This is a genomic window from Pseudomonas sp. SDT291_1_S447 (assembly GCF_054070155.1).
The window spans coordinates 1-18,971 of record NZ_JBSVXS010000104.1 but is presented as its reverse complement, the minus strand read 5'-3'; the positions used below and the strand labels follow the sequence as shown (position 1 = coordinate 18,971).

Sequence of the window (18,971 nt, the reverse complement as noted above, 5' to 3'; positions counted from 1 at the left end):
ATTGTAGTAATTCACCGACCTGAACCTGCTCTGCCGAATCCATAATCGACTCGATGTTTCAGGTCGGCGTATGGTGCAAGACACCTCGGTCGGTCCCCTCTCCCTCTGGGAGAGGGCTAGGGTGAGGGTGTGCTTTTAGCTCTTCATGCCCAACCGCTTGGCCATCCGCCCAAGATTCGCCCGATCCAGCCCCAACTCCCGCGCCGCACTCGCCCAGTTATCCTGATTGCGCTCCAGCGCCGCACTGATCAAACGCCGCTGATACTGCTCGGTCGCACTGCGCAAATCCCCGCTGATCAACGGCATCTCAGCCACCACACCTGCAACCGCCTCAACCGAGTTATCCACAACCTCACGCGGTAAATCCAGATCCGCCGCGCTCAAACTGAGAATCTTCGGCCGCACCTTGCAGTTGCCCAGCGCTTTCAACGCACTGCGCCCGATCAAGTGCTCAAGCTCGCGCACGTTGCCCGGCCAAGTGTAGGCGAGCAGCGCTTCCTGGGCGTCGCTGTTCAGGCGAAGGCTGTTGAGGCCCATGCGCGAGCGGTTCTGTTCGAGGAAAAAACCGCTGAGCAACAACACATCGCGGCCGCGATCGCGCAGCGCCGGCACACGCAGCGGGTACACACTGAGGCGATGGTAGAAGTCGGCACGATAGCGACCACTGCGCACTTCTTCGGCCAGGTCGCGGTTGGTCGCGGCAATCAGGCGCACATCGACCTGATGCTCCTTGTCCGAGCCCAAACGTTGCAATTGACCGCTCTGCAAGACGCGCAGCAATTTCGCCTGCACGGTCAGCGACAACTCACCGACCTCATCGAGAAACAGTGTGCCGCCATTGGCCAGTTCGAACTTGCCACGCCGGTCGCTGGTGGCGCCGGTGAAGGCGCCGCGCACGTGGCCGAACAGTTCGCTCTCTACCAGTGTGTCGGGCAGCGCGGCGCAGTTGAGACTGATGATCGGTTTGTCGGCGCGCGCTGATGCGGCGTGAATCGCCTGGGCGACCAGCTCTTTGCCGACCCCGGTTTCGCCGGTGATCAACACGGTCAGATCACTGCCGCCGACCAGATTGATTTCTTCTACTAACTTCTTCAGCGCCTTGCTCTGGCCGATCATTTCGCGATTCTGCTGGCCGCTGGCCTGACGATAAACCTCGGCGCGCTGGTGTTCGTCTTCTGCGCGATTGGCCAAGCGTTGAATGCGTTCGGCAGCGTTGACCGTGGCCGAGGCGAGGCTGGCGAAAGCTTGCAGGGCGTCGAGTTCGATCGGTTCGAAACGCTCGGGGTCGAGGGCGTCGAGGGTGATCAGGCCCCAGAGTTTTTCATCGACGAATAAAGGACAGCCGAGGCAATCGTGAACCTCCAGATGCTCATCGAGGCCGTTGACCAGACCGTCATAAGGATCGGGCAAGTCGCTGTCGGCGGCGAATCGCGTGGGTCCGGCACCGCTCAGGAGAATTTCGAAGCGCGGATGCTCGCTGACCTTGAAGCGCCGGCCGAGGGTGTCGGTGCTTAAACCGTCCACCGCCAGCGGCACCAGCGCTTCGCCGTCGAGGCGCAACAATGCAGCGGCATCGCAGGGCAGCAGGGCGCGCATGGCTTCAAGCAAGCGCCGATAGCGCTCGCCCTCGGGCAGTTCGCGGGACAGGTCGGAGACGAGAGGCAGCAGGGTGGTAAGCAAGGATTTGGCGATCATGGTCTTGTAGTCAAAGAGACAAGATGTAGTCGGGATGACTATAAAGGTCTTTGAGTCTTTATGACTACCATGTTTTCAAGCTATTGATTTATATAGATAAAATAGTTGGCATGAAACCTGATAAGCCTAAGGTAACTTTTCAAAGAAGCTCAGGAGTCCACCTTATGCTTAGCGTCCAGGATCGTGCCATCATCAAGTCCACCGTGCCTCTGCTGGAAAGCGGCGGTGAAGCGCTGATCACTCACTTCTACCGCATGATGCTCTCCGAATACCCGGAAGTTCGCCCGCTGTTTAACCAGGCGCACCAGGCCAGCGGTGACCAACCGCGCGCGCTGGCCAACGGCGTGTTGATGTATGCGCGGCACATCGATCAGCTCGACCAGTTGGGCGATCTGGTGGCGAAGATCATCAACAAGCACGTGGCCCTGCAGATCCTTCCGGAGCACTACCCGATTGTCGGTGCCTGCCTGCTGCGGGCGATTTCCGAAGTGCTCGGCGAAGAGATCGCCACACCGGAAGTGATGAGCGCCTGGGGGGCGGCGTACGGGCAGTTGGCTGACATCCTGATCGGCGCCGAAACCGCCATCTACGACCAGAAAGAACACGCCGTCGGCGGCTGGCGCGGGGCGCGGGAGTTTATCGTCGCGGCCAAGGTCGAGGAGAGTGCGGAAATCATTTCGTTCTACTTCGAACCTGCTGATAAAGGCCCGATCCTCGCGGCCGAGCCGGGCCAGTACATCGGCATGAAGCTGATCCTCGACGGTGAAGAAATCCGCCGCAATTACTCGTTGTCTGCATTGGCGAATAACGGTCAGTACCGCATCAGCGTCAAACGTGAACCGGGCGGCCGTGCGTCCAATCACTTGCACGATCAACTGCAGGTCGGCGCCAGCATTCAGCTGTTCCCGCCATCGGGTGAGTTCACCTTGGCTGCGAGCGACAAGCCCTTGGTGCTGATCAGCGGTGGCGTCGGCATTACTCCGACTCTGGCGATGCTCGAAGCGGCGCTGGAAACCGAGCGGCCGGTGCACTTTATCCATTGCGCGCGCAACGGCAGCGTGCATGCGTTCCGTGACTGGATTGATGAGCTGGCGGCGCGTCATCCGCAACTCAAGCGTTTTTACTGCTACGCCGAAGATGACGGCGTGAGCCCGGCGGCGGACAAGGTCGGGATGCTGGATCAGGCGCTGTTGGGCGAGTGGTTGCCGCAGGAGCGTGATGTCGACGCTTACTTCCTCGGGCCGAAGGGCTTCATGGGCGCGATCAAGCGGCATCTGAAAGCGCTGGGTGTGCCGGAGAAACAAAGCCGTTATGAGTTCTTTGGGCCGGCTGCTGCTTTAGAGTGATCTGAAACCGGGTTGCCTTCATTCGCGAGCAGGCTCGCTGCCACAGGGGATTTGTGTTTGACGCAGATCCAATGTGGGAGCGAGCCTGCTCGCGAAGGCCGTTACGCGGTGCTGATTCTTAAAAAATGTTTAAAGGTTAATCATTTCTTAACCGGTTTATCGTTTATTCCCCGATGCTGATGATAGGCGCTCGTTCGTTTACATGATCAGGATCGCCCCCATGTCGCATTTCGCCTTCGCCCGTCGTTTCAGCTTCGCAGCCATAGGTCTTTCGGCCGCGTTGCTGACGAGCCCGTTTGTCTTTGCCGAATCTGCCCTGATAAAGCCGCGGACCCTGATCGTCGATCAGAGCCTGCCCAAGGCGCAGGTCGAAGCTATGGAATTGGCCGCGCGGCGTTACGCCAGTTTCTGGAATTCCGGTGAAGAAGCGTTGGCCACGGCGGCGCTGTCGCCGCAGTTTGTCGACCAGACCCCACCCGAAGACCGGGTGCAGGGGCCGACCGGGCCGTTGCTGGCGTCGAAGTTCTTTCGCACGGCGGTGCCGGACTTGAGTTGCGACATCGAGCAAATGATCATCGCCGGTGACCGCGTGGTGGTGCATCTGCATTTTCGCGGGCACTTCAGCGGTACGTTCAAGGCTCTCAAAGGGCAGGGCCAGCGTGTAGACTTCCGGGCAACCGATATCTATCAGATTGATAACGGTCGCATCGCGGCCAATTGGCATATCGAAGACAACATCAGCTTGATGGCGCAACTGCAAGCGCAGCCGCCGGCCAGCTGAACCATGGACATATAAAGGAAACGCGATGAGCGAGGAAACGATTCGACTGGGACGTGAGCGGCGCTTTCTGGTGCTGCTGGGCATCATCTGCCTGGCACTGATCGGCGGTGCGCTGTACATGCAGATCGTGCTCGGCGAAGCACCGTGCCCACTGTGCATTTTGCAGCGCTATGCATTGCTGCTGATCGCGCTGTTCGCGTTCATCGGCGCGGCGATGCGTACCCGTCGCAGCATCACCGTGTTCGAAGTGCTGGTGGTGCTTTGCGCGATTGCCGGGGCCGGTGTGGCCGGGCATCACGTGTACACCCAGTTCTATCCGGCGGTGAGCTGCGGCATCGATGTGCTGCAGCCGATTGTCGATGATCTGCCATTGGCGAAAATCTTCCCGCTGGGCTTTCAGGTCGACGGTTTCTGCTCCACGCCTTACCCGCCGATCCTCGGTCTGTCGCTGGCGCAATGGGCACTGCTGGCGTTCGTGCTGGTGGTGATCCTGGTGCCGCTGCTGACCTCGCGTAACCGAAAAGCACTGCGCTGAGTCAACTATTCGGCTGTCTGGCCGATACAGAAAACGCCCCGATTTGCGGATCAGCCAATCGGGGCGTTTTTGCATTTCAGAGTGTTTGTGAAAACACCGTGACGGACGGCAAGGCAGGGTGTGGCAAGTGTGCGACATGTTGTCACACGCGCGGTGTCGCAGGACGCTTCAGTGATGCGGAATCGGGCGTTGTTACAAAAAAGGATTGGTCTGCTTCGGGGTTTTTCGGCTTTAGCACGCGGGTGCCAGAGCAGGCAGTTTTAACAAGCGCGGGCATATGGCCAAAAGCCTTGGGTTATCGGGGCTTGCGCTGTTCGAGCGTTCGGAAAAAGCCTTCAGAGCTGTCTGAACTGACGCGGGTACACCTACAATTTTTGGTGTTTTTGTTGAGAATTGATTTCGATAAGATGCGGAACTTTTGCAAAAATGGCGATGGATTGTTGCTCGAACGGATAAAAATTATTTCGGGATAAGACATGGTGTATAGGGCGCTACCTATCTACAATCGCCCGCACTGAATTCCCGGCACTGTTCAGCCTTTATTAAGGAACGCTTTTTATTAAGGCGCTGCGCAGAAAGTCGGGTGTCGAGTGAGTCGCGAGGCTTCCAAGACACCCAGGTGTCGGTGCCTTCCAACTTTCCGCACCAAATGGAATTGGTCTGTAACAAGGCCTTTGACCACGAATTCGAATAAGAACTGACCGCTGTCCCAGGTTTTGTCGAGCGTCTGACGCGCGACGGGCGGCCCTTATTCAATCCAAAGAAAATGCCAACCCTTGGCAGGGTGAAGTGTTGGCGATCAAAACCCAACTGCATTGCGCAAGCTGCTTTAGAGGTCGTGAGATGAGTAAAAACAGGTACCCCAGATTACTAGGCCTAGTGCCGCTGCTCGGCACGTTGTTGCTGGGAGGCTGCAACATGACCTTGCTCAATCCAACGGGCCAGGTCGGCCTGGAACAGCGCAACCTGATCATCACCGCGACCCTGCTGATGCTGTTGGTCGTTGTGCCGGTTATCGTCATGACCTTCCTGTTCGCCTGGAAGTACCGCGCGTCGAACAAGAACGCCGTCTACACCCCGAAATGGTCGCACTCGACCAAAATCGAAGTGGCAGTCTGGACCATCCCGGTTCTGATCATCATCGCCTTGGGTTACATCACCTACATTTCGACCCACGAACTGGACCCGTATCGTCCGATTCAATCCGACGTCAAGCCTGTGACCATCGAAGTGGTCGCGCTGGACTGGAAGTGGCTGTTCATCTACCCGGAACAAGGCATTGCCACGGTCAACAAGATCGTGTTCCCGGCGCACACGCCAATCAACTTCAAGATCACCTCTGACGCTGTGATGAACTCGTTCTTCATCCCGGGTCTGGGCGGCCAGATCTACGCGATGGCGGGCATGCAGACCAAGCTGCACCTGATCGCTGACCGCAACGCTGAAATGGACGGTATCTCCGCCAACTACAGCGGCGCGGGTTTCACCGGCATGAAGTTCAAAGCTATCTCCACCACTCAGGAAGATTTCGACGCCTGGGTAAGTGAAGTCAAGAAGTCACCTAAACAGCTTGATCAAGCTGAATACGCGGCACTTGCCAAACCGAGCCAGAACAACCCAGTCGAGCTCTACTCCTCGGTCACGCCGAACCAGTTCCAGATCATCGTCGACAAGTACGAAGGTATGAAGCCGGGCAAGCCGCTGAAGCACGAGAAGAAAGAGAAAGAAGTGGCGGCCACGGAAATTGACTCGAGTTCGCATTCAGCTGCCGGGGCAGAGGAGTAAACGATGTTTGGTAAATTAAGTTGGGAAGCAGTCCCATTCCACGAGCCGATCGTGATGGTGACCATCGCCATGATCGCCCTCGGTGGTCTGGCGCTGTTCGCTGCAATCACCTACTTCAAGAAGTGGACCTACTTGTGGACCGAGTGGCTGACTTCGGTCGACCACAAGAAAATCGGCGTGATGTACATCATCGTCGCCATGGTCATGCTGCTGCGCGGTTTTGCCGACGCCATCATGATGCGTACCCAGTTGGCCATGGCCACCGAAGGTTCGCCTGGCTACCTGCCACCTGAACACTATGACCAGATCTTCACCGCTCACGGTGTGATCATGATCATCTTCATGGCGATGCCATTCTTCACCGGCCTGATGAACCTTGCAGTGCCGCTGCAGATCGGCGCGCGTGACGTTGCGTTCCCGTTCCTGAACTCCCTGAGCTTCTGGCTGCTGGTATCCGGCGTAGTACTGATCAACCTGTCCCTGGGCGTCGGCGAATTCGCCAAGACCGGTTGGGTTGCCTATCCACCATTGTCGGGTCTGCAATACAGCCCTGGCGTGGGTATGGACTACTACATCTGGGCGCTACAGCTATCCGGGTTAGGTACGACGTTAACGGGGGTTAACTTCCTCGCGACCGTACTGAAAATGCGTACCCCAGGCATGAAACTGATGGACATGCCGATCTTCACCTGGACCTGCACCTGGGCAAACGTTCTGATCGTGGCTTCGTTCCCGATCCTGACCGCTACCCTGGCACTGCTGACCCTTGACCGTTACATGGATTTCCACATTTTCACCAATGAACTTGGTGGCAATCCAATGATGTACGTCAACCTGTTCTGGGCGTGGGGCCACCCTGAGGTTTACATCCTGATCCTGCCGGCATTCGGCATCTTCTCGGAAGTGATCTCGGCGTTCACCGGCAAGAAACTGTTCGGCCACCACTCGATGATCTACGCTTCGGGCGCGATCTCGGTACTGGGCTTCATGGTTTGGCTGCACCACTTCTTCACCATGGGTTCGGGTGCAAGCGTCAACGCCTTCTTCGGTCTGGCGACGATGCTGATTTCCATCCCGACGGGTGTGAAGCTATTCAACTGGCTGTTCACCATCTACCAGGGCCGTCTGCGCTTCACCAGCCAGGTTCTGTGGACTCTGGGCTTCATGGTGACCTTCGCCATCGGCGGCATGACCGGCGTACTGCTGGCCATCCCGGGTGCTGACTTCGTTCTGCACAACAGCCTGTTCGTGATCGCGCACTTCCACAACGTGATCATCGGCGGCGCGGTATTCGGTTACATCGCTGGTTTCGCGTTCTACTTCCCGAAAGCGTTCGGCTTCAAGCTGCACGAAGGCTGGGGTAAAGCAGCGTTCTGGTTCTGGATCTCGGGCTTCTTCGTCGCGTTCATGCCGCTCTATGCACTGGGCTTCATGGGCATGACCCGTCGTCTGAATGCCACCACCAACCCTGAGTGGGTACCGTACCTGTACGTTGCCATGTTCGGTGCGGTGATGATCGCTGTGGGTATCGCCTGCCAGCTGATCCAGCTGTACGTGTCGGTGCGTGACCGCAACAAGCCAGAGAACGTTTGCGATCACGGTGACCCGTGGAATGCACACACCCTGGAATGGTCGACCTCGTCGCCACCTCCGTTCTACAACTTTGCTGTGCTGCCTAAGGCTGACTGCATCGACCCGTTCACTGAAGCCAAGGAAAACGGTACTGCGTACCAGCGTCCGGCCAAGTACGAGCCGATCCACATGCCGAACAACACCGCCACTGGCGTGGTGATGGGCGCACTGTTGACCGTCTTCGGTTTCGCAATGATCTGGCACATCTGGTGGCTGGCGATCGCGAGCCTGGTAGGCACCGTCGTTTACTTCGTGATCCACGCTGCACGTGACGACCAGGGCTATATGGTTCCGGTTGAAACGATCGAGCGTATCGAAGCCGAGCAGCACAAGCGTCTGGTTGCGGCAGGGAAAATCCCGGCCGGTGCCACCCGTGTTGAAACCTCGTTGGAACAGGCTTAAACCATGTCGAACTTAGTGACCAATGTTGGACACGCCCATGGTGACCATGGGCACGATGACCATCACCACGACTCGGGCGAGATGACCGTATACGGTTTCTGGCTCTACCTGATGACCGACTGCATTCTGTTTGCGTCGATCTTCGCGGTGTACGCAGTACTGGTAAACAACGTAGCCGGTGGCCCAGCGGGCCACGACATTTTCGAACTGCCATACGTGCTGGGCGAAACCGCTCTGCTGTTGTTCAGTTCGATCACCTACGGCTTCGCCATGCTGGCGTTGTACAAAGGCAAGAAGCAGGCGGTCCTGGGTTGGTTGTTCATGACCTTCCTGCTCGGCGCAGGCTTTATCGCCATGGAGATCAACGAGTTCCACCTGCTGATCTCCGAGGGCTTCGGTCCTAGCCGTTCGGGCTTCCTGTCCGCGTTCTTCACCCTGGTCGGTACCCACGGTCTGCACGTATCTGCGGGTCTGATCTGGATGGGCATCATGATGTACCAGGTCAACAAGCACGGCCTGACGGCGACCAACAAGACCCGTCTGAGCTGCCTGAGCCTGTTCTGGCACTTCCTGGACGTGGTGTGGATCTGCGTATTCACCGTTGTTTACCTGATGGGGACTCTGTAATGGCTAATGCACACTCCCATGACAGCCATGATGCTGGCCACGGCAGCGTAAAGTCGTACGCCATTGGCTTCATCCTGTCGGTGATCCTGACCGTCATCCCATTCGGTCTGGTGATGTACCCGAGCCTGCCGAAGGCCACCACGCTGGCAATCGTTCTGTTGTTCGCAGTGATCCAGGTGATCGTTCACCTGTATTACTTCCTGCACCTGGACCGTTCCATTGCTCAGCGTAACAACGTGATTGCATTCGTCTTTACGGCGATTGTGATCGTGCTGCTGGTTGGCCTGTCGTTGTGGATCATGTTCAGCATCCACACCTACATGATGGCGAAGTGAGGTAAGACCCGATGTCGCTCAAGCACTTTATCCAAATCACCAAACCGGGGATCATTTTCGGTAACGTGCTTTCTGTGGCAGGCGGGTTTTTCCTGGCCTCGAAAGGGCATGTGGATCTGGCGGTGTTTCTGGCTGCCATGATCGGTACATCCCTGGTTGTTGCCTCCGGTTGCGTGTTCAACAACTGCATCGACCGCGACATCGACCTGAAGATGGAACGCACCAAGAACCGGGTGCTGGTGCAGGGCTTGATCTCCCTGAAACTGGCCCTGGTCTACGCGACCATCCTTGGTGTTCTCGGCGTTGCATTGTTGTACAAGGTGGCCAATCCGTTGGCCGCTTTGTTCGCGGTGATCGGCTTCATCATCTACGTCGGCTTCTACAGCCTGTACCTCAAGCGCAAGTCGGTTCACGGCACGCTGGTGGGCAGTCTGTCGGGCGCCATGCCGCCAGTGATCGGTTACGTTGCCGTAACCAACAGCTTCGACATGGCCGCGCTGACGTTGCTGGTGATGTTCAGCCTGTGGCAGATGCCGCATTCCTACGCCATCGCGATCTTCCGCTTCAACGATTACCTGGCCGCATCGATTCCGGTGCTGCCAGTGAAGCGCGGGATTCAAGTGGCCAAGAAGCACATCCTGCTCTACATCCTGGCGTTCCTTGTAGCGACCTTGATGCTGACCTTCAGCGGTTACGCCGGCATGAGCTACCTCGCCGTCGCCGCGGCCATGGGCATGTACTGGTTGTACATGGCCTGGACCGGCTACAAAGCGGTGGATGACACGGTCTGGGCACGCAAGCTGTTCGTGTTCTCGATCTTCACCATCACTGCGTTGAGCGTCATGATGTCCCTGGACTTCAAGGTGCCCGCAGAGCTGCTGCTGACGTACGCGCCGTAAGGCTCAAAGGCTTGAAGAAAAACCCCGCACATTGAGAGATGTGCGGGGTTTTTTGTTGCCTGGCGTAAAGCCCCTCATCGGAACGCCGCCCGCCCAGCCCTCTCCCAGAGGGAGAGGGGGCCGACCGAGTTGTCTCGAGTTTACCGCCGACCTGCAAAGTCGTGGCGATTATGGATTCGGTAAAGTGCGTTCAGGTCGATGTATGTCGTCAATATCCTGCGTTCGGTTCCCTCTCCCTATGGGAGAGGGCTAGGGTGAGGGTTGCGAGTGGAGTTCAAAACCCCTAGATTTGGATCCAACCCCGACAGTGATAGCACCCAGCCATTTTTTCGGTGTTTTACTGCCGTGATTCGAGCTTCTTCATGCACTGATCAAAAGGCTGGGCGAAATGACTGAGAGGATGACCTGCGACGAGCGTTTTATTGCCCTGGCCCAAGAGCTGAACTACGACATCTATGGCGAGAACACCGCCGGCGGCAATTACGCGCCGCTGATCCGTCATCACGATGAGTTGTACATCAGCGGCATGGTGCCGCGCACTAATGGCAAGATTCAGTACCCGGGTCGCGTCGGACTGGAGCTGACCCTCAAGGATGCGCAAGCCGCCGCCAGCATCAGTGCGATGCGCTGCCTGGCGCTGATCGTCGATGCGGTGGGTTCGCTGGACAAGATCAAGGCGTTGTTGCGGGTGACGGTGTATGTGAAGTCGACGCCGGACTTCGTTGACCTGAGCGAAGTCGCCAACGGTGCGTCGGACGTGTTCAGTCATGTGCTCGGCGATGCGGGCCGGCACACGCGCACCACAGTTGGCGTGTATCAGTTGCCGAAGAACGCGGCGATTGAAGTCGACATGATCGTGGCGTTGCATCCTTCGGCTTGAGGGTTTTTTGACGGCTTGCCCTCACCCTAACCCTCTCCCTCGGGAGAGGGGACTGACCGAGGTGTCTTGCGCTATACATCGACCTGAGAGATTGAGGCGATTGTGGATTCGGCACAGCACTTTCATTTCGGTGCATCTCTTGAATATCTCCCGATCGGCGCCCTCTCCCTCGGGAGAGGGACTGACCGAGGTGTCTTCCGCTGTACATCGACCTGAGAGGTCGAGGCGATTGTGGATTCGGCACCGCACTTTCATTTCGGCGTACTTCTACAATATCCCCAAATCGGCTCCCTCTCCCTCGGGAGAGGGCTGGGGTGAGGGGCCTCGGTTTAGGCCATCTAACCCAACCCAAGCCGAAAACCAAAAAGCCCCGCACTGAATCTCAGTGCGGGGCTTTTTCGTACAGCGGCTGCGCGATTACTGCGCGGCGATGCTGTACCCATCGAATGCAGTCTGCTGTTGCAACGCAGTGATGATGTTCTTGCGGTTAACGGCTTGTTCGGTGCCGGCATTGTCGATGAACGTTTCGCTCTCCAGCTCCGCTTCTTCGCCTTCTCCGACGAAGGTGAAGCCGAGGAACTCCAGCGCTGCACGGTCAACGTTCAGGCGCGAGCGTGGCGTGCGCAGTGGCAAGGTCACGCTGATGCCGTCCTTGCTGATGGTGAAGATTTCGACTTCTTTCTTCTTCGCAGCCTTGCTCTTGCCGCCGCTCGGATTGCTGATCGCCTGATGGGTCTGGTTCAGCACTTTCAGCGCGAGGCCGTAAACGATTTCCTGGAACGCCGGATCGTCCTTGAAGCTGGACAGGATGCGGCCGATCGAGAACTTGCTGCTGAGGTCTTCTAGGGCGGCGAGGTCGGCGGCTTCGGCGTCTTTCAGCGCCTTGAGTTCGCCCATCAGCTCGTAGGCCTTGTCGTCATCGAAGCTGTCGTGAGCCTGACGGATCGCCGCGCGCAGCTCGCGGATCTGGTCGCTTTCGCGGGTCGACTGGAACGCGTCCAGGACCATCTCGCTGATGATTTTGGCTTGTGGCAGGTGTTGTGAAAGATTGATGGAGTTTTCGTATTCCGCTTTGGACGATTCGGTGACTACGGATTCAGCGGTGTTGAAATCGGACATTGAAATTTCACTACTTTTTAACTTGAGTGGAGATGAGAAAGCCGCGGGCTTTTTCAGGCCGACTAATTTAGGGGAGCGCGGCGGCGTTGTCACGGAGCAACGGTCTGCCGGTCGAGTTTTTTCCCGGAGTGCACTATTTCAAGCGCGGCCGTTCCATGGCGATCACCGAGGTTTCAAAACCCAGGCTGGCAAAAAAAGCCTCTGCGCCCTCGCGACCGGCACGCAGCACCCAAGTGATATCCGGGTTGTCGCCCATGATGTGTTCGACCAGTGCGCGGCCAATCCCTTCACGTCGATGCTGGTCATCGACCACCACCATCGACAGGTAACCGTTGGACAAACCATCGCTGATCCCACGAGCGAATCCGATGATCTGCTCACCCTGGACGGCGACGGCGGTGCGCTGCGAGTTCTTGATCAACTGGGCGAAGTGTTCATCTGAGCCGGTGCGATGGCCCCAGCCATGCTCCCCGAGAAACTGCCGCACCGATTGCGTTTCGGCGGGCAGTAAATCGCGTACGTTGAGAGTGTTGTTCATCTGCTGTTCATGTCCTTGTCAGCGAGTTTTCAGGGGAGCGTCGAGCAGGCAGCCTCAGGATTTCCCCCACGTCTGCATCGCAAACTCCACGAACCGGCGCAATTTTGGCAAGCGATAGCGATCTGGCGCGTAGAGCAGATGCATCGGTCTGCTGGGTGGCTGGAAGTCGGCGATCACCTTCACCAGTCGGCCTTCACGCAGGTCTTGTTCTACCAGCGCATCCGGCAGCATCACGATGCCCATGCCAGTGCGTGCCGCCTGATGCAAGCCGGCGGAGCTGTTGATCAACATAGGCCCGCTGACGTCGACCATGATTTCCCCGTCGGGCCCCCCGAGGCGCCAGCGCTTTTCCACCGATTGCCAGTCGTCGCCGGCGGGATAGGCGAACGACAGGCAGTCGTGCTGTTGCAAGTCTTCCGGGGTTTTTGGCATGCCGCGCCGGGCAACGTAGTGCGGCGAGGCGCACACGGTCAGGGTGTAGTCGATCAAGGGCCGGGCGATCAAGTTGGACTGGTCGAAATTGCCCAACCGAAACGCCACATCGAGGCCGCTCTCCAGTAGATCGGGACGGCTGTTGGTCAGCACCACATCGAGTTTGACCTGCGGGTACAGCAGGGAAAACTCACTGAGCGCCGGAGCCAGCCGTTCAACGCCGAAGGTCAGCGGCGCGGTGAGGCGCAGCATGCCCCGGGGTTGATCGAGGGTCTGCTCGGCGAGGCGTTCGGAATCGGCGACCAACCCCAACACTTCCAGACAGCGCTGGTAGTAAACACTGCCGAATTCAGTGAGGCGCTGACGCCGGGTGGTGCGTTGCAGCAGTTGCACGCCGAGCCGTCGTTCCAGCGCGCGCAGATGATTGCCGACCATGGTCGTCGACATATCGCACTGCAACGCGGCCGCCGTCATGCTCCCGGCTTCGACGACTTTGACGTACACGCTCATCGACTGGAACAGGTCCATTATCAAGCTCTGCTTTTAAATGAATGAAGTTTTGCCGAGTTTATCCAGTTTCGCTGGCTAACCATACTGCCAGCACACCGACCTGCACTGGAGTTTGAAGTCATGACCGCCGCCCTGATGAACACCTACCAACCACTGGCCCTGAGTTTCACCAAAGGCCTCGGCACTCGCCTGTGGGATCAGGCCGGTCGCGAGTATCTGGATGCGGTGGCCGGTGTCGCGGTGACCAATGTCGGCCACTCGCACCCGCGGATTGTTTCGGCGATCAGCGAGCAGGCGGGATTGCTGCTGCATACGTCCAATCTGTACAGCATCGACTGGCAACAACAACTGGCCAAACGGCTGACTGAGCTGTCGGGCATGGAGCGCGCATTCTTCAATAACTCCGGTGCCGAGGCCAATGAAACGGCGCTGAAACTCGCGCGTTTGTACGGCTGGCGCAAGGGCATCGAACAGCCGCTGGTGGTGGTCATGGCCAACGCGTTTCATGGCCGCACACTTGGCACCTTGTCGGCCAGCGATGGCCCGGCGGTGCGTTTGGGTTTCAACGGATTGCCGGGGGATTTCCTCAAAGTACCGTTCGGTGATCTCGCGGCGCTCGAGCAGGCGCAGAAAAAGCACGGCGAGCGCATCGTGGCAATTCTGGTCGAGCCGATTCAGGGCGAAAGCGGCGTGCAGCTAGCGCCGCCCGACTACCTGAAAGCACTGCGCGAACTGTGCAATCGCCATGCGTGGTTATTGATGCTCGATGAAATCCAGACAGGTATCGGCCGCACCGGCCGCTGGTTCGCGTTTCAACATGAAGGCATCGTTCCGGATGTCATGACGCTGGCAAAAGGTCTGGGCAATGGTGTGCCGATCGGCGCTTGTCTGGCGCGGGGCAGGGCTGCGGATCTGTTCACGCCCGGCAGCCATGGCAGCACTTTCGGTGGCAATCCGCTGGCGTGTCGGGTCGGTTGCACGGTGCTGGATATCATCGAAGAGCAGGGTCTGCTGGAAAACGCCCGGATTCAGGGCGAGCGTCTGTTGACTCGTCTGCGTGCAGAGCTGGCGGACAATCCCAATGTGCTGGCGATTCGTGGGCAGGGCTTGATGATCGGTATCGAGCTGAAACAACCGGTGCGGGATCTGACCCTGATCGCGGCGCGGGATCATGGGCTGTTGATCAACGTCACGCGGGGCAAGACGATACGATTGCTGCCACCGTTGACGATTGATGAGCGTGAGGTGGAGATGATTGTCAGAGGTGTGGGATGTGTCGTTCAGTCGTGACGATTTTCACTCTTCGATCAAATGTCTGACTTTGGCTTTTCCTGCGCGCATTTCGCCGATCGATCTGATCAACCGCTCGGCGTTTGCGGGTGAGCGCATCAAGTAGGCTGTTTCTTCGAGTGTGCTGTTCTCGCCAGGGGGCACCATCACGACAGGCTCAGATTCTTGCCGGGATTGCGAAGTTAGCTCTCGATCCTCGCTGGATGCCAAGAACTTATAGAGGTGAGTACAGGATGACAAGGCGACACCTACTAGTGGTTGTTTCGCAGAAGGGTTGCTGCGAGCACGTTCAGTATCACTTAAGAACCCTGGAGACGTTTCTGAGACGTCTGTAATCCTTGTCCACTGTCTCGGGCAGTGAGAAACCGCCGCGTTGTCGGCATCCGGCATTCCCGGTGTAGGAAAAAACTATAGCTAGTCCGGATAATCCGCGAGATCCGGCGCCAGCATCCGTGTCTTCGCCTTGCCATTCGAATTGTGCTGAATGATCTCGCGCGGCTGCCCCTGCTCATTGAAAAACACCTGACCGATCCCCGCCGAATTCCACAACCGTTCACCTGCCTCGGCATGTTCCGGCGTGTACGGCACGATGCGCATGCGTCGGCGTTTGGTAAACCAGTTAAGCGGTGACCGTGGCGAATAGAGCCAGCGGTTGAGGCGGTCGAACCATTCCAGCAGGCTTTTCGGAAACTCGTTCTTGATGCCGCTGCTGGTGATCTGCCAGATCCGCGGACCGGCCTTACGGTGGCGGATAAGCACTTCATAGACGAAGGAATAATGCACATCGCCCGACAGCACCACGTAATTACCCGGTGTGCGCGAGTGGCGGAAAATATTCAGGATCACCTGCGCCGCACCGCGATGAGCCATCCAGTTTTCCGCGTCGACCAGCAGCGGGTAGCCGCACCAACTGAAGACCTTCTGCACGGTTTCAATCAGCTTCACGCCGAAGATCGGCGCCGGGGAAACGATGATCGCTGACGGATGATCGAGCAGTTCCTGTTGCAGTTCGCTCAGCGCCTCCCAATCGAGCAGGCCCGAGGGTTGCTTGAGCGCCATCTCACTGCGCCAGCGTCGGGTGCGCGTGTCGATGACTACCAGCGCCGGACTGGTTGGCAATACGAAATGCCAATGCTGAAAGCGCAACAGTTCATCGATCAACGCATCCTGACACGGGCTGTCGAGATACCGATCATCACCACTGGCGCTCAGCTCCAGGGTTTTCTTCAGCACGTCCTTGAATGCATCGGGATTATTGCCCCAGCCCTGACACAACATATAGGCGATCAGCGCATTGCCGATAATGCGTTTGGAGAACGGATGGCCGTAGGCCGTTTCCTCCCATTGCGCAGAAAGGTTCCAGTCGTCTGTGATGTCGTGATCATCGAAAATCATCAGGCTCGGCAGATGCGCCAGCGCGCGGGCGACCTTGCCCAGTCCAGCCTTGAAGGCGTCAATGCGAGTCTGCTCGAGGGCGTAGCGCTTGAGACGTTCGGGCGTCAGTTCGGGCGCTTGCGGGTCGATCAGCGACCAAGCCGTCGGCGACCACACCAGCAAGTACATCGCCATGACTTCGGCGAAGGTCACCAAGTGATTGTCAGCGCTGCTGCTGGTGAAAATCGGCTTACGCGCACCGCCGAAAAATCGCTCGCGCAATGTCTCGTTGCTTTCCAGCGCCGGTAACAAATCCGCACGGTGGTAGTAACTGGCCGGGTGTTCATAGAGCTTGGCGCTGTCGCTGACCACGGCGCCTTCGAGATGTTCGTCGAACAAGCCGAGACGTTCGATCAAGGCATGAGTCGCCCGCAACATCGGGCCGGCGACATCGTCGGCGTAAACCTGGTCGCCGCTCATCATCAGCAAGGCCGGGCGTTGTTGCGGGTCGGCTTCGCTCGCCAATAGCTGATCGACGCAAAGCAAACCATCCGCCGCCGGGTGATGCGGTTTACGGCAGGAGCCGTGCAGCAGTTGGTCGATCCGCGAGCGCAGGACGAAGTTCGGGCAGGTTGCATCGCCGTACAGCAGATGCGCCGCCCAGTCGGCGATGCCAGTGGTGTCGTCGATCAGCAGGTCATAGTCGATTTGCGTATCGCAGGGCAGGGCGTTTTCGAGAGTAACGTCGATAAGATGAACAAACGCCTGGCGACCTACGGGAATGACCGTGCATTTCCCGGCGCAGAGAGGAATGTCTCCTACACCTTGCAGGCGCAAGGTCAGCGACAATGGCCGCGTGCCTACCAGCCACATGACCACGCGCGTTGGCTCCAGCCGTCGCAGCAGAGGGCCGGCCAAAACAGGAGGCAGCGGGATCAGATCAACGGGTGTCGGAGACATCGAGGGCAAAGCTCAAGGCGCACAGGCCGGCGATGATAGCGCAGGCGGCGCCTTGAACCCTTAAATGAGCCTTAAGAGTCGGTTTTTTGCAGTTTCAGCGCCAACAAACGCCATTGCGCAGGTAGGGCGTCAGTTCGAGGCTGTTCTTGCACCGAGCAATCGAAACGGTAGGCGACATCGTCGCCGTTCATGTTGCGCGCGGTGACGGTACTGCTGAAGGTGTAGACCTGATCCTTGAAGCGGTGGCTGACCAGAGCTTTGCTGTCAGCAAAACGCGCCGAAGCGGGAAAGCGCAACGTGCTGGTCACAAACGGGCTGCACATGACATACGCGATCATCGACTTGTCGGCCTGGGCGTCGCCGCGCAGTTTCTTGTTCAGCGCTGCCAGGGCCATGCGACCCTGATAGTCGCTTTGATCCAGCACGGTCTGCAACCCGATTGATTTCGGCGCCCGGCTGGCGTAGTTCGGCAACAATGCGGAGTCGGCAGGAGATGGCTTGTCATCCGGCTCGATTGCAGCAAAAACAGGCGCATCTTTCAGCTCTGCGGCGGGCGTTACAGATTCGGCTTCAGGCAACAGTGAGGTCGGCTCGGCAACTTGTGTGACCTTGTTTTCAGTCTGCGCCGCTTCGTAATCATGCGACGAAGGAAACAACGAAAAGGTGATCGACAGCACCACCAGCGCAACGATGAAGCCGCCCGCCGCGCCGACGATGTTGCCGTAGAAAATATTCCAGCTGCCTCGGTTTTTTACCACCCAGCGCCACATGAAACCCCAGACTGCAACAAATGCCAGAAAACGCAGAAACTCCATTCGATCCTTTCCTTAACTTTCGATAGCCGACAACAGGCATTCGCAGCGAGCGCCGCGATGATGGGCAGCACGATACCAAAACAGGTTAAACGTTGAGAGCAAAGAAACTCATCTGCCTGTCAGCACCCGCTCTTTGCGCCTGTACTGTGTGATCACACGGGGTGTTGCAATGACCTCGGTGTGCGCCGTTCGGAAAGAAGTCGAAGTTAAGCGCGTGGCAGTGGTAGGCGGTCGATCGGTGGAGCGGGGGAAAGTGAAGTTCGAATTCACGGCGAAGACTTCAATGGGGGGAGTGTCGAAGTGCATTCAAAGCATCTTCTATAAAGGCCCAGTCCAATCACAAGATGTCTTTCAGATAACCCTTGAGCGCGAGAAGCGGTTGATTCAACTGCTCCATCGTCCGCACCTCGCCGAAATCGGCTGACAATTTGCGCAGTTCGCGCCCCAGCGGTTTCTCTGCACCCCCCAAGGCATCCATCGCCAACCCCAGGCACTGATTCAATTTGAACTGAATGGTCTCCACATCTCCGCGTCTCACCAGCAATTCGAATACGTCTTTCTGGTAATCCCCCATAACAAGGTCGTCCCGCAAAATTGGGCTCAAGCCTTCTTCCTCATAAGCCAGCTTGAGGGAGAAAAGGGCGACTGTTTCCAGTGACGTTTCCATGATTTAAGTCCTAGCTGCTGTTTTCAGGTTTCGAAGGTGAGTCATCGTTTAGCAAAGCAATCAGGTTTGGTGCGGGTTGCCCCGCCGTCGTAGGCACCCATCGATCCAGAACAGTCTGTGGTGGCAGGCATAAAACGACCGGTGCGCTGTGAAAACATTTTAAGACAGATGCGGCGATAAAAGTCGCTGCAAAAAACACGCAACCAAGCAAAATCCGATCTGCTATCTAATTGGACGTTCGCGGATTCAAATTGAAGGTCAGGGCTCAAAAGCGAAATTAACGGTTGACGGCAGATTTCAGATGTCTATAATTCGCCCCACTTCCGGCGCAGTCGAAACGGAAAACTCC

Annotated in this window: 18 protein-coding genes; 10 read left to right on the top strand and 8 right to left on the bottom strand. The window is 57.7% G+C overall.

Annotated elements, in window-relative coordinates; genetic code table 11:
• Positions 1-135: 135 nt before the first annotated feature.
• Complete coding sequence (gene norR / locus ACW9IR_RS23435; RefSeq protein ID WP_457465227.1) at positions 136-1,695, bottom strand: nitric oxide reductase transcriptional regulator NorR; 1,560 nt, start codon at positions 1,693-1,695, stop codon at positions 136-138.
• A 164-nt stretch (positions 1,696-1,859) separates the two neighbouring features.
• Here norR and hmpA point away from each other — a divergent pair, with 164 nt between their 5' ends.
• The 9 genes from hmpA (at position 1,860) to ACW9IR_RS23390 (ending at position 10,917) form a co-directional block, all read left to right on the top strand.
• The gene (gene hmpA, locus ACW9IR_RS23430; protein ID WP_457465226.1) at positions 1,860-3,041 is read left to right on the top strand and encodes an NO-inducible flavohemoprotein; all 1,182 of its coding nucleotides are present in this window, start codon (positions 1,860-1,862) and stop codon (positions 3,039-3,041) included.
• 220 nt (positions 3,042-3,261) lie between these two features.
• Positions 3,262-3,822, top strand: a complete 561-nt coding sequence (locus ACW9IR_RS23425) for an ester cyclase (RefSeq protein ID WP_457465225.1) — start codon at positions 3,262-3,264, stop codon at positions 3,820-3,822.
• 25 nt (positions 3,823-3,847) lie between these two features.
• Positions 3,848-4,357: a disulfide bond formation protein B gene (locus ACW9IR_RS23420; protein WP_095112391.1), complete on the top strand. Its 510-nt coding sequence runs from the start codon at positions 3,848-3,850 to the stop codon at positions 4,355-4,357.
• Between the two features lie 843 nt (positions 4,358-5,200).
• Entirely contained in the window at positions 5,201-6,142 is a 942-nt protein-coding gene (gene cyoA / locus ACW9IR_RS23415; RefSeq protein ID WP_007916947.1) for a ubiquinol oxidase subunit II, read from the top strand.
• Between the two features lie 3 nt (positions 6,143-6,145).
• Entirely contained in the window at positions 6,146-8,176 is a 2,031-nt protein-coding gene (gene cyoB, locus ACW9IR_RS23410; RefSeq protein ID WP_042560959.1) for a cytochrome o ubiquinol oxidase subunit I, read from the top strand.
• Between the two features lie 3 nt (positions 8,177-8,179).
• The gene (gene cyoC, locus ACW9IR_RS23405; protein ID WP_095191600.1) at positions 8,180-8,803 is read left to right on the top strand and encodes a cytochrome o ubiquinol oxidase subunit III; all 624 of its coding nucleotides are present in this window, start codon (positions 8,180-8,182) and stop codon (positions 8,801-8,803) included.
• The gene (gene cyoD, locus ACW9IR_RS23400; RefSeq protein ID WP_007916940.1) at positions 8,803-9,138 is read left to right on the top strand and encodes a cytochrome o ubiquinol oxidase subunit IV; all 336 of its coding nucleotides are present in this window, start codon (positions 8,803-8,805) and stop codon (positions 9,136-9,138) included. The genes cyoC and cyoD overlap by 1 nt, the downstream gene beginning before the upstream one ends.
• An 11-nt stretch (positions 9,139-9,149) precedes the next feature.
• Positions 9,150-10,037 carry a heme o synthase gene (cyoE, locus tag ACW9IR_RS23395; protein WP_007916939.1) on the top strand — a complete coding sequence of 296 codons (888 nt, stop codon included), beginning with the start codon at positions 9,150-9,152 and terminating at the stop codon, positions 10,035-10,037.
• 388 nt (positions 10,038-10,425) lie between these two features.
• Complete coding sequence (locus ACW9IR_RS23390; RefSeq protein ID WP_007916938.1) at positions 10,426-10,917, top strand: RidA family protein; 492 nt, start codon at positions 10,426-10,428, stop codon at positions 10,915-10,917.
• 417 nt (positions 10,918-11,334) lie between these two features.
• Here the strand turns inward: ACW9IR_RS23390 and ACW9IR_RS23385 are convergent, their stop codons facing one another.
• From ACW9IR_RS23385 to ACW9IR_RS23375, 3 genes are all read right to left on the bottom strand, one after another.
• A complete protein-coding gene (locus ACW9IR_RS23385) occupies positions 11,335-12,036 on the bottom strand; it encodes a hypothetical protein (protein WP_095123230.1) in 702 nt (233 codons plus the stop codon).
• 133 nt (positions 12,037-12,169) lie between these two features.
• Positions 12,170-12,574 (bottom strand): GNAT family N-acetyltransferase, encoded by a 405-nt coding sequence (locus ACW9IR_RS23380; RefSeq protein WP_457465224.1) that lies wholly within the window; start codon positions 12,572-12,574, stop codon positions 12,170-12,172.
• Positions 12,575-12,628: 54 nt separating this feature from the next.
• A complete protein-coding gene (locus ACW9IR_RS23375) occupies positions 12,629-13,534 on the bottom strand; it encodes a LysR family transcriptional regulator (protein WP_038362897.1) in 906 nt (301 codons plus the stop codon).
• Positions 13,535-13,636: 102 nt separating this feature from the next.
• On the opposite strand from ACW9IR_RS23375, the gene ACW9IR_RS23370 reads away from it, so the two are divergent.
• Positions 13,637-14,806 carry an acetylornithine/succinylornithine family transaminase gene (locus tag ACW9IR_RS23370; RefSeq protein WP_457465223.1) on the top strand — a complete coding sequence of 390 codons (1,170 nt, stop codon included), beginning with the start codon at positions 13,637-13,639 and terminating at the stop codon, positions 14,804-14,806.
• Between the two features lie 6 nt (positions 14,807-14,812).
• Here ACW9IR_RS23370 and ACW9IR_RS23365 read toward each other — a convergent pair whose 3' ends face one another.
• The 4 genes from ACW9IR_RS23365 to ACW9IR_RS23350 form a co-directional block, all read right to left on the bottom strand.
• Complete coding sequence (locus tag ACW9IR_RS23365) at positions 14,813-15,016, bottom strand: type II toxin-antitoxin system Phd/YefM family antitoxin (protein ID WP_102901586.1); 204 nt, start codon at positions 15,014-15,016, stop codon at positions 14,813-14,815.
• A gap of 204 nt (positions 15,017-15,220) precedes the next feature.
• Positions 15,221-17,140: an alkaline phosphatase D family protein gene (locus ACW9IR_RS23360; RefSeq protein ID WP_457465222.1), complete on the bottom strand. Its 1,920-nt coding sequence runs from the start codon at positions 17,138-17,140 to the stop codon at positions 15,221-15,223.
• Positions 17,141-17,211: 71 nt separating this feature from the next.
• A complete protein-coding gene (locus ACW9IR_RS23355) occupies positions 17,212-17,955 on the bottom strand; it encodes a hypothetical protein (RefSeq protein WP_110721299.1) in 744 nt (247 codons plus the stop codon).
• A 337-nt stretch (positions 17,956-18,292) separates the two neighbouring features.
• Positions 18,293-18,622: a hypothetical protein gene (locus ACW9IR_RS23350; protein ID WP_457465221.1), complete on the bottom strand. Its 330-nt coding sequence runs from the start codon at positions 18,620-18,622 to the stop codon at positions 18,293-18,295.
• Positions 18,623-18,971: the final 349 nt, after the last annotated feature.

Bases quoted from the DNA above. Each gene is read 5' to 3' on its own strand.
- norR (WP_457465227.1), bottom strand. From the start codon at position 1,695: ATGATCGCCAAATCCTTGCTTACCACCCTGCTGCCTCTCGTCTCCGAC.
- ACW9IR_RS23370 (WP_457465223.1), top strand. From the start codon at position 13,637: ATGACCGCCGCCCTGATGAACACCTACCAACCACTGGCCCTGAGTTTC.
- cyoE (WP_007916939.1), top strand. From the start codon at position 9,150: ATGTCGCTCAAGCACTTTATCCAAATCACCAAACCGGGGATCATTTTC.
- hmpA (WP_457465226.1), top strand. From the start codon at position 1,860: ATGCTTAGCGTCCAGGATCGTGCCATCATCAAGTCCACCGTGCCTCTG.
- cyoA (WP_007916947.1), top strand. From the start codon at position 5,201: ATGAGTAAAAACAGGTACCCCAGATTACTAGGCCTAGTGCCGCTGCTC.
- ACW9IR_RS23390 (WP_007916938.1), top strand. From the start codon at position 10,426: ATGACTGAGAGGATGACCTGCGACGAGCGTTTTATTGCCCTGGCCCAA.
- ACW9IR_RS23420 (WP_095112391.1), top strand. From the start codon at position 3,848: ATGAGCGAGGAAACGATTCGACTGGGACGTGAGCGGCGCTTTCTGGTG.
- ACW9IR_RS23385 (WP_095123230.1), bottom strand. From the start codon at position 12,036: ATGTCCGATTTCAACACCGCTGAATCCGTAGTCACCGAATCGTCCAAA.
- cyoB (WP_042560959.1), top strand. From the start codon at position 6,146: ATGTTTGGTAAATTAAGTTGGGAAGCAGTCCCATTCCACGAGCCGATC.
- ACW9IR_RS23350 (WP_457465221.1), bottom strand. From the start codon at position 18,622: ATGGAAACGTCACTGGAAACAGTCGCCCTTTTCTCCCTCAAGCTGGCT.
- cyoD (WP_007916940.1), top strand. From the start codon at position 8,803: ATGGCTAATGCACACTCCCATGACAGCCATGATGCTGGCCACGGCAGC.
- ACW9IR_RS23355 (WP_110721299.1), bottom strand. From the start codon at position 17,955: ATGGAGTTTCTGCGTTTTCTGGCATTTGTTGCAGTCTGGGGTTTCATG.
- ACW9IR_RS23425 (WP_457465225.1), top strand. From the start codon at position 3,262: ATGTCGCATTTCGCCTTCGCCCGTCGTTTCAGCTTCGCAGCCATAGGT.
- ACW9IR_RS23360 (WP_457465222.1), bottom strand. From the start codon at position 17,140: ATGTCTCCGACACCCGTTGATCTGATCCCGCTGCCTCCTGTTTTGGCC.
- cyoC (WP_095191600.1), top strand. From the start codon at position 8,180: ATGTCGAACTTAGTGACCAATGTTGGACACGCCCATGGTGACCATGGG.
- ACW9IR_RS23380 (WP_457465224.1), bottom strand. From the start codon at position 12,574: ATGAACAACACTCTCAACGTACGCGATTTACTGCCCGCCGAAACGCAA.
- ACW9IR_RS23375 (WP_038362897.1), bottom strand. From the start codon at position 13,534: ATGGACCTGTTCCAGTCGATGAGCGTGTACGTCAAAGTCGTCGAAGCC.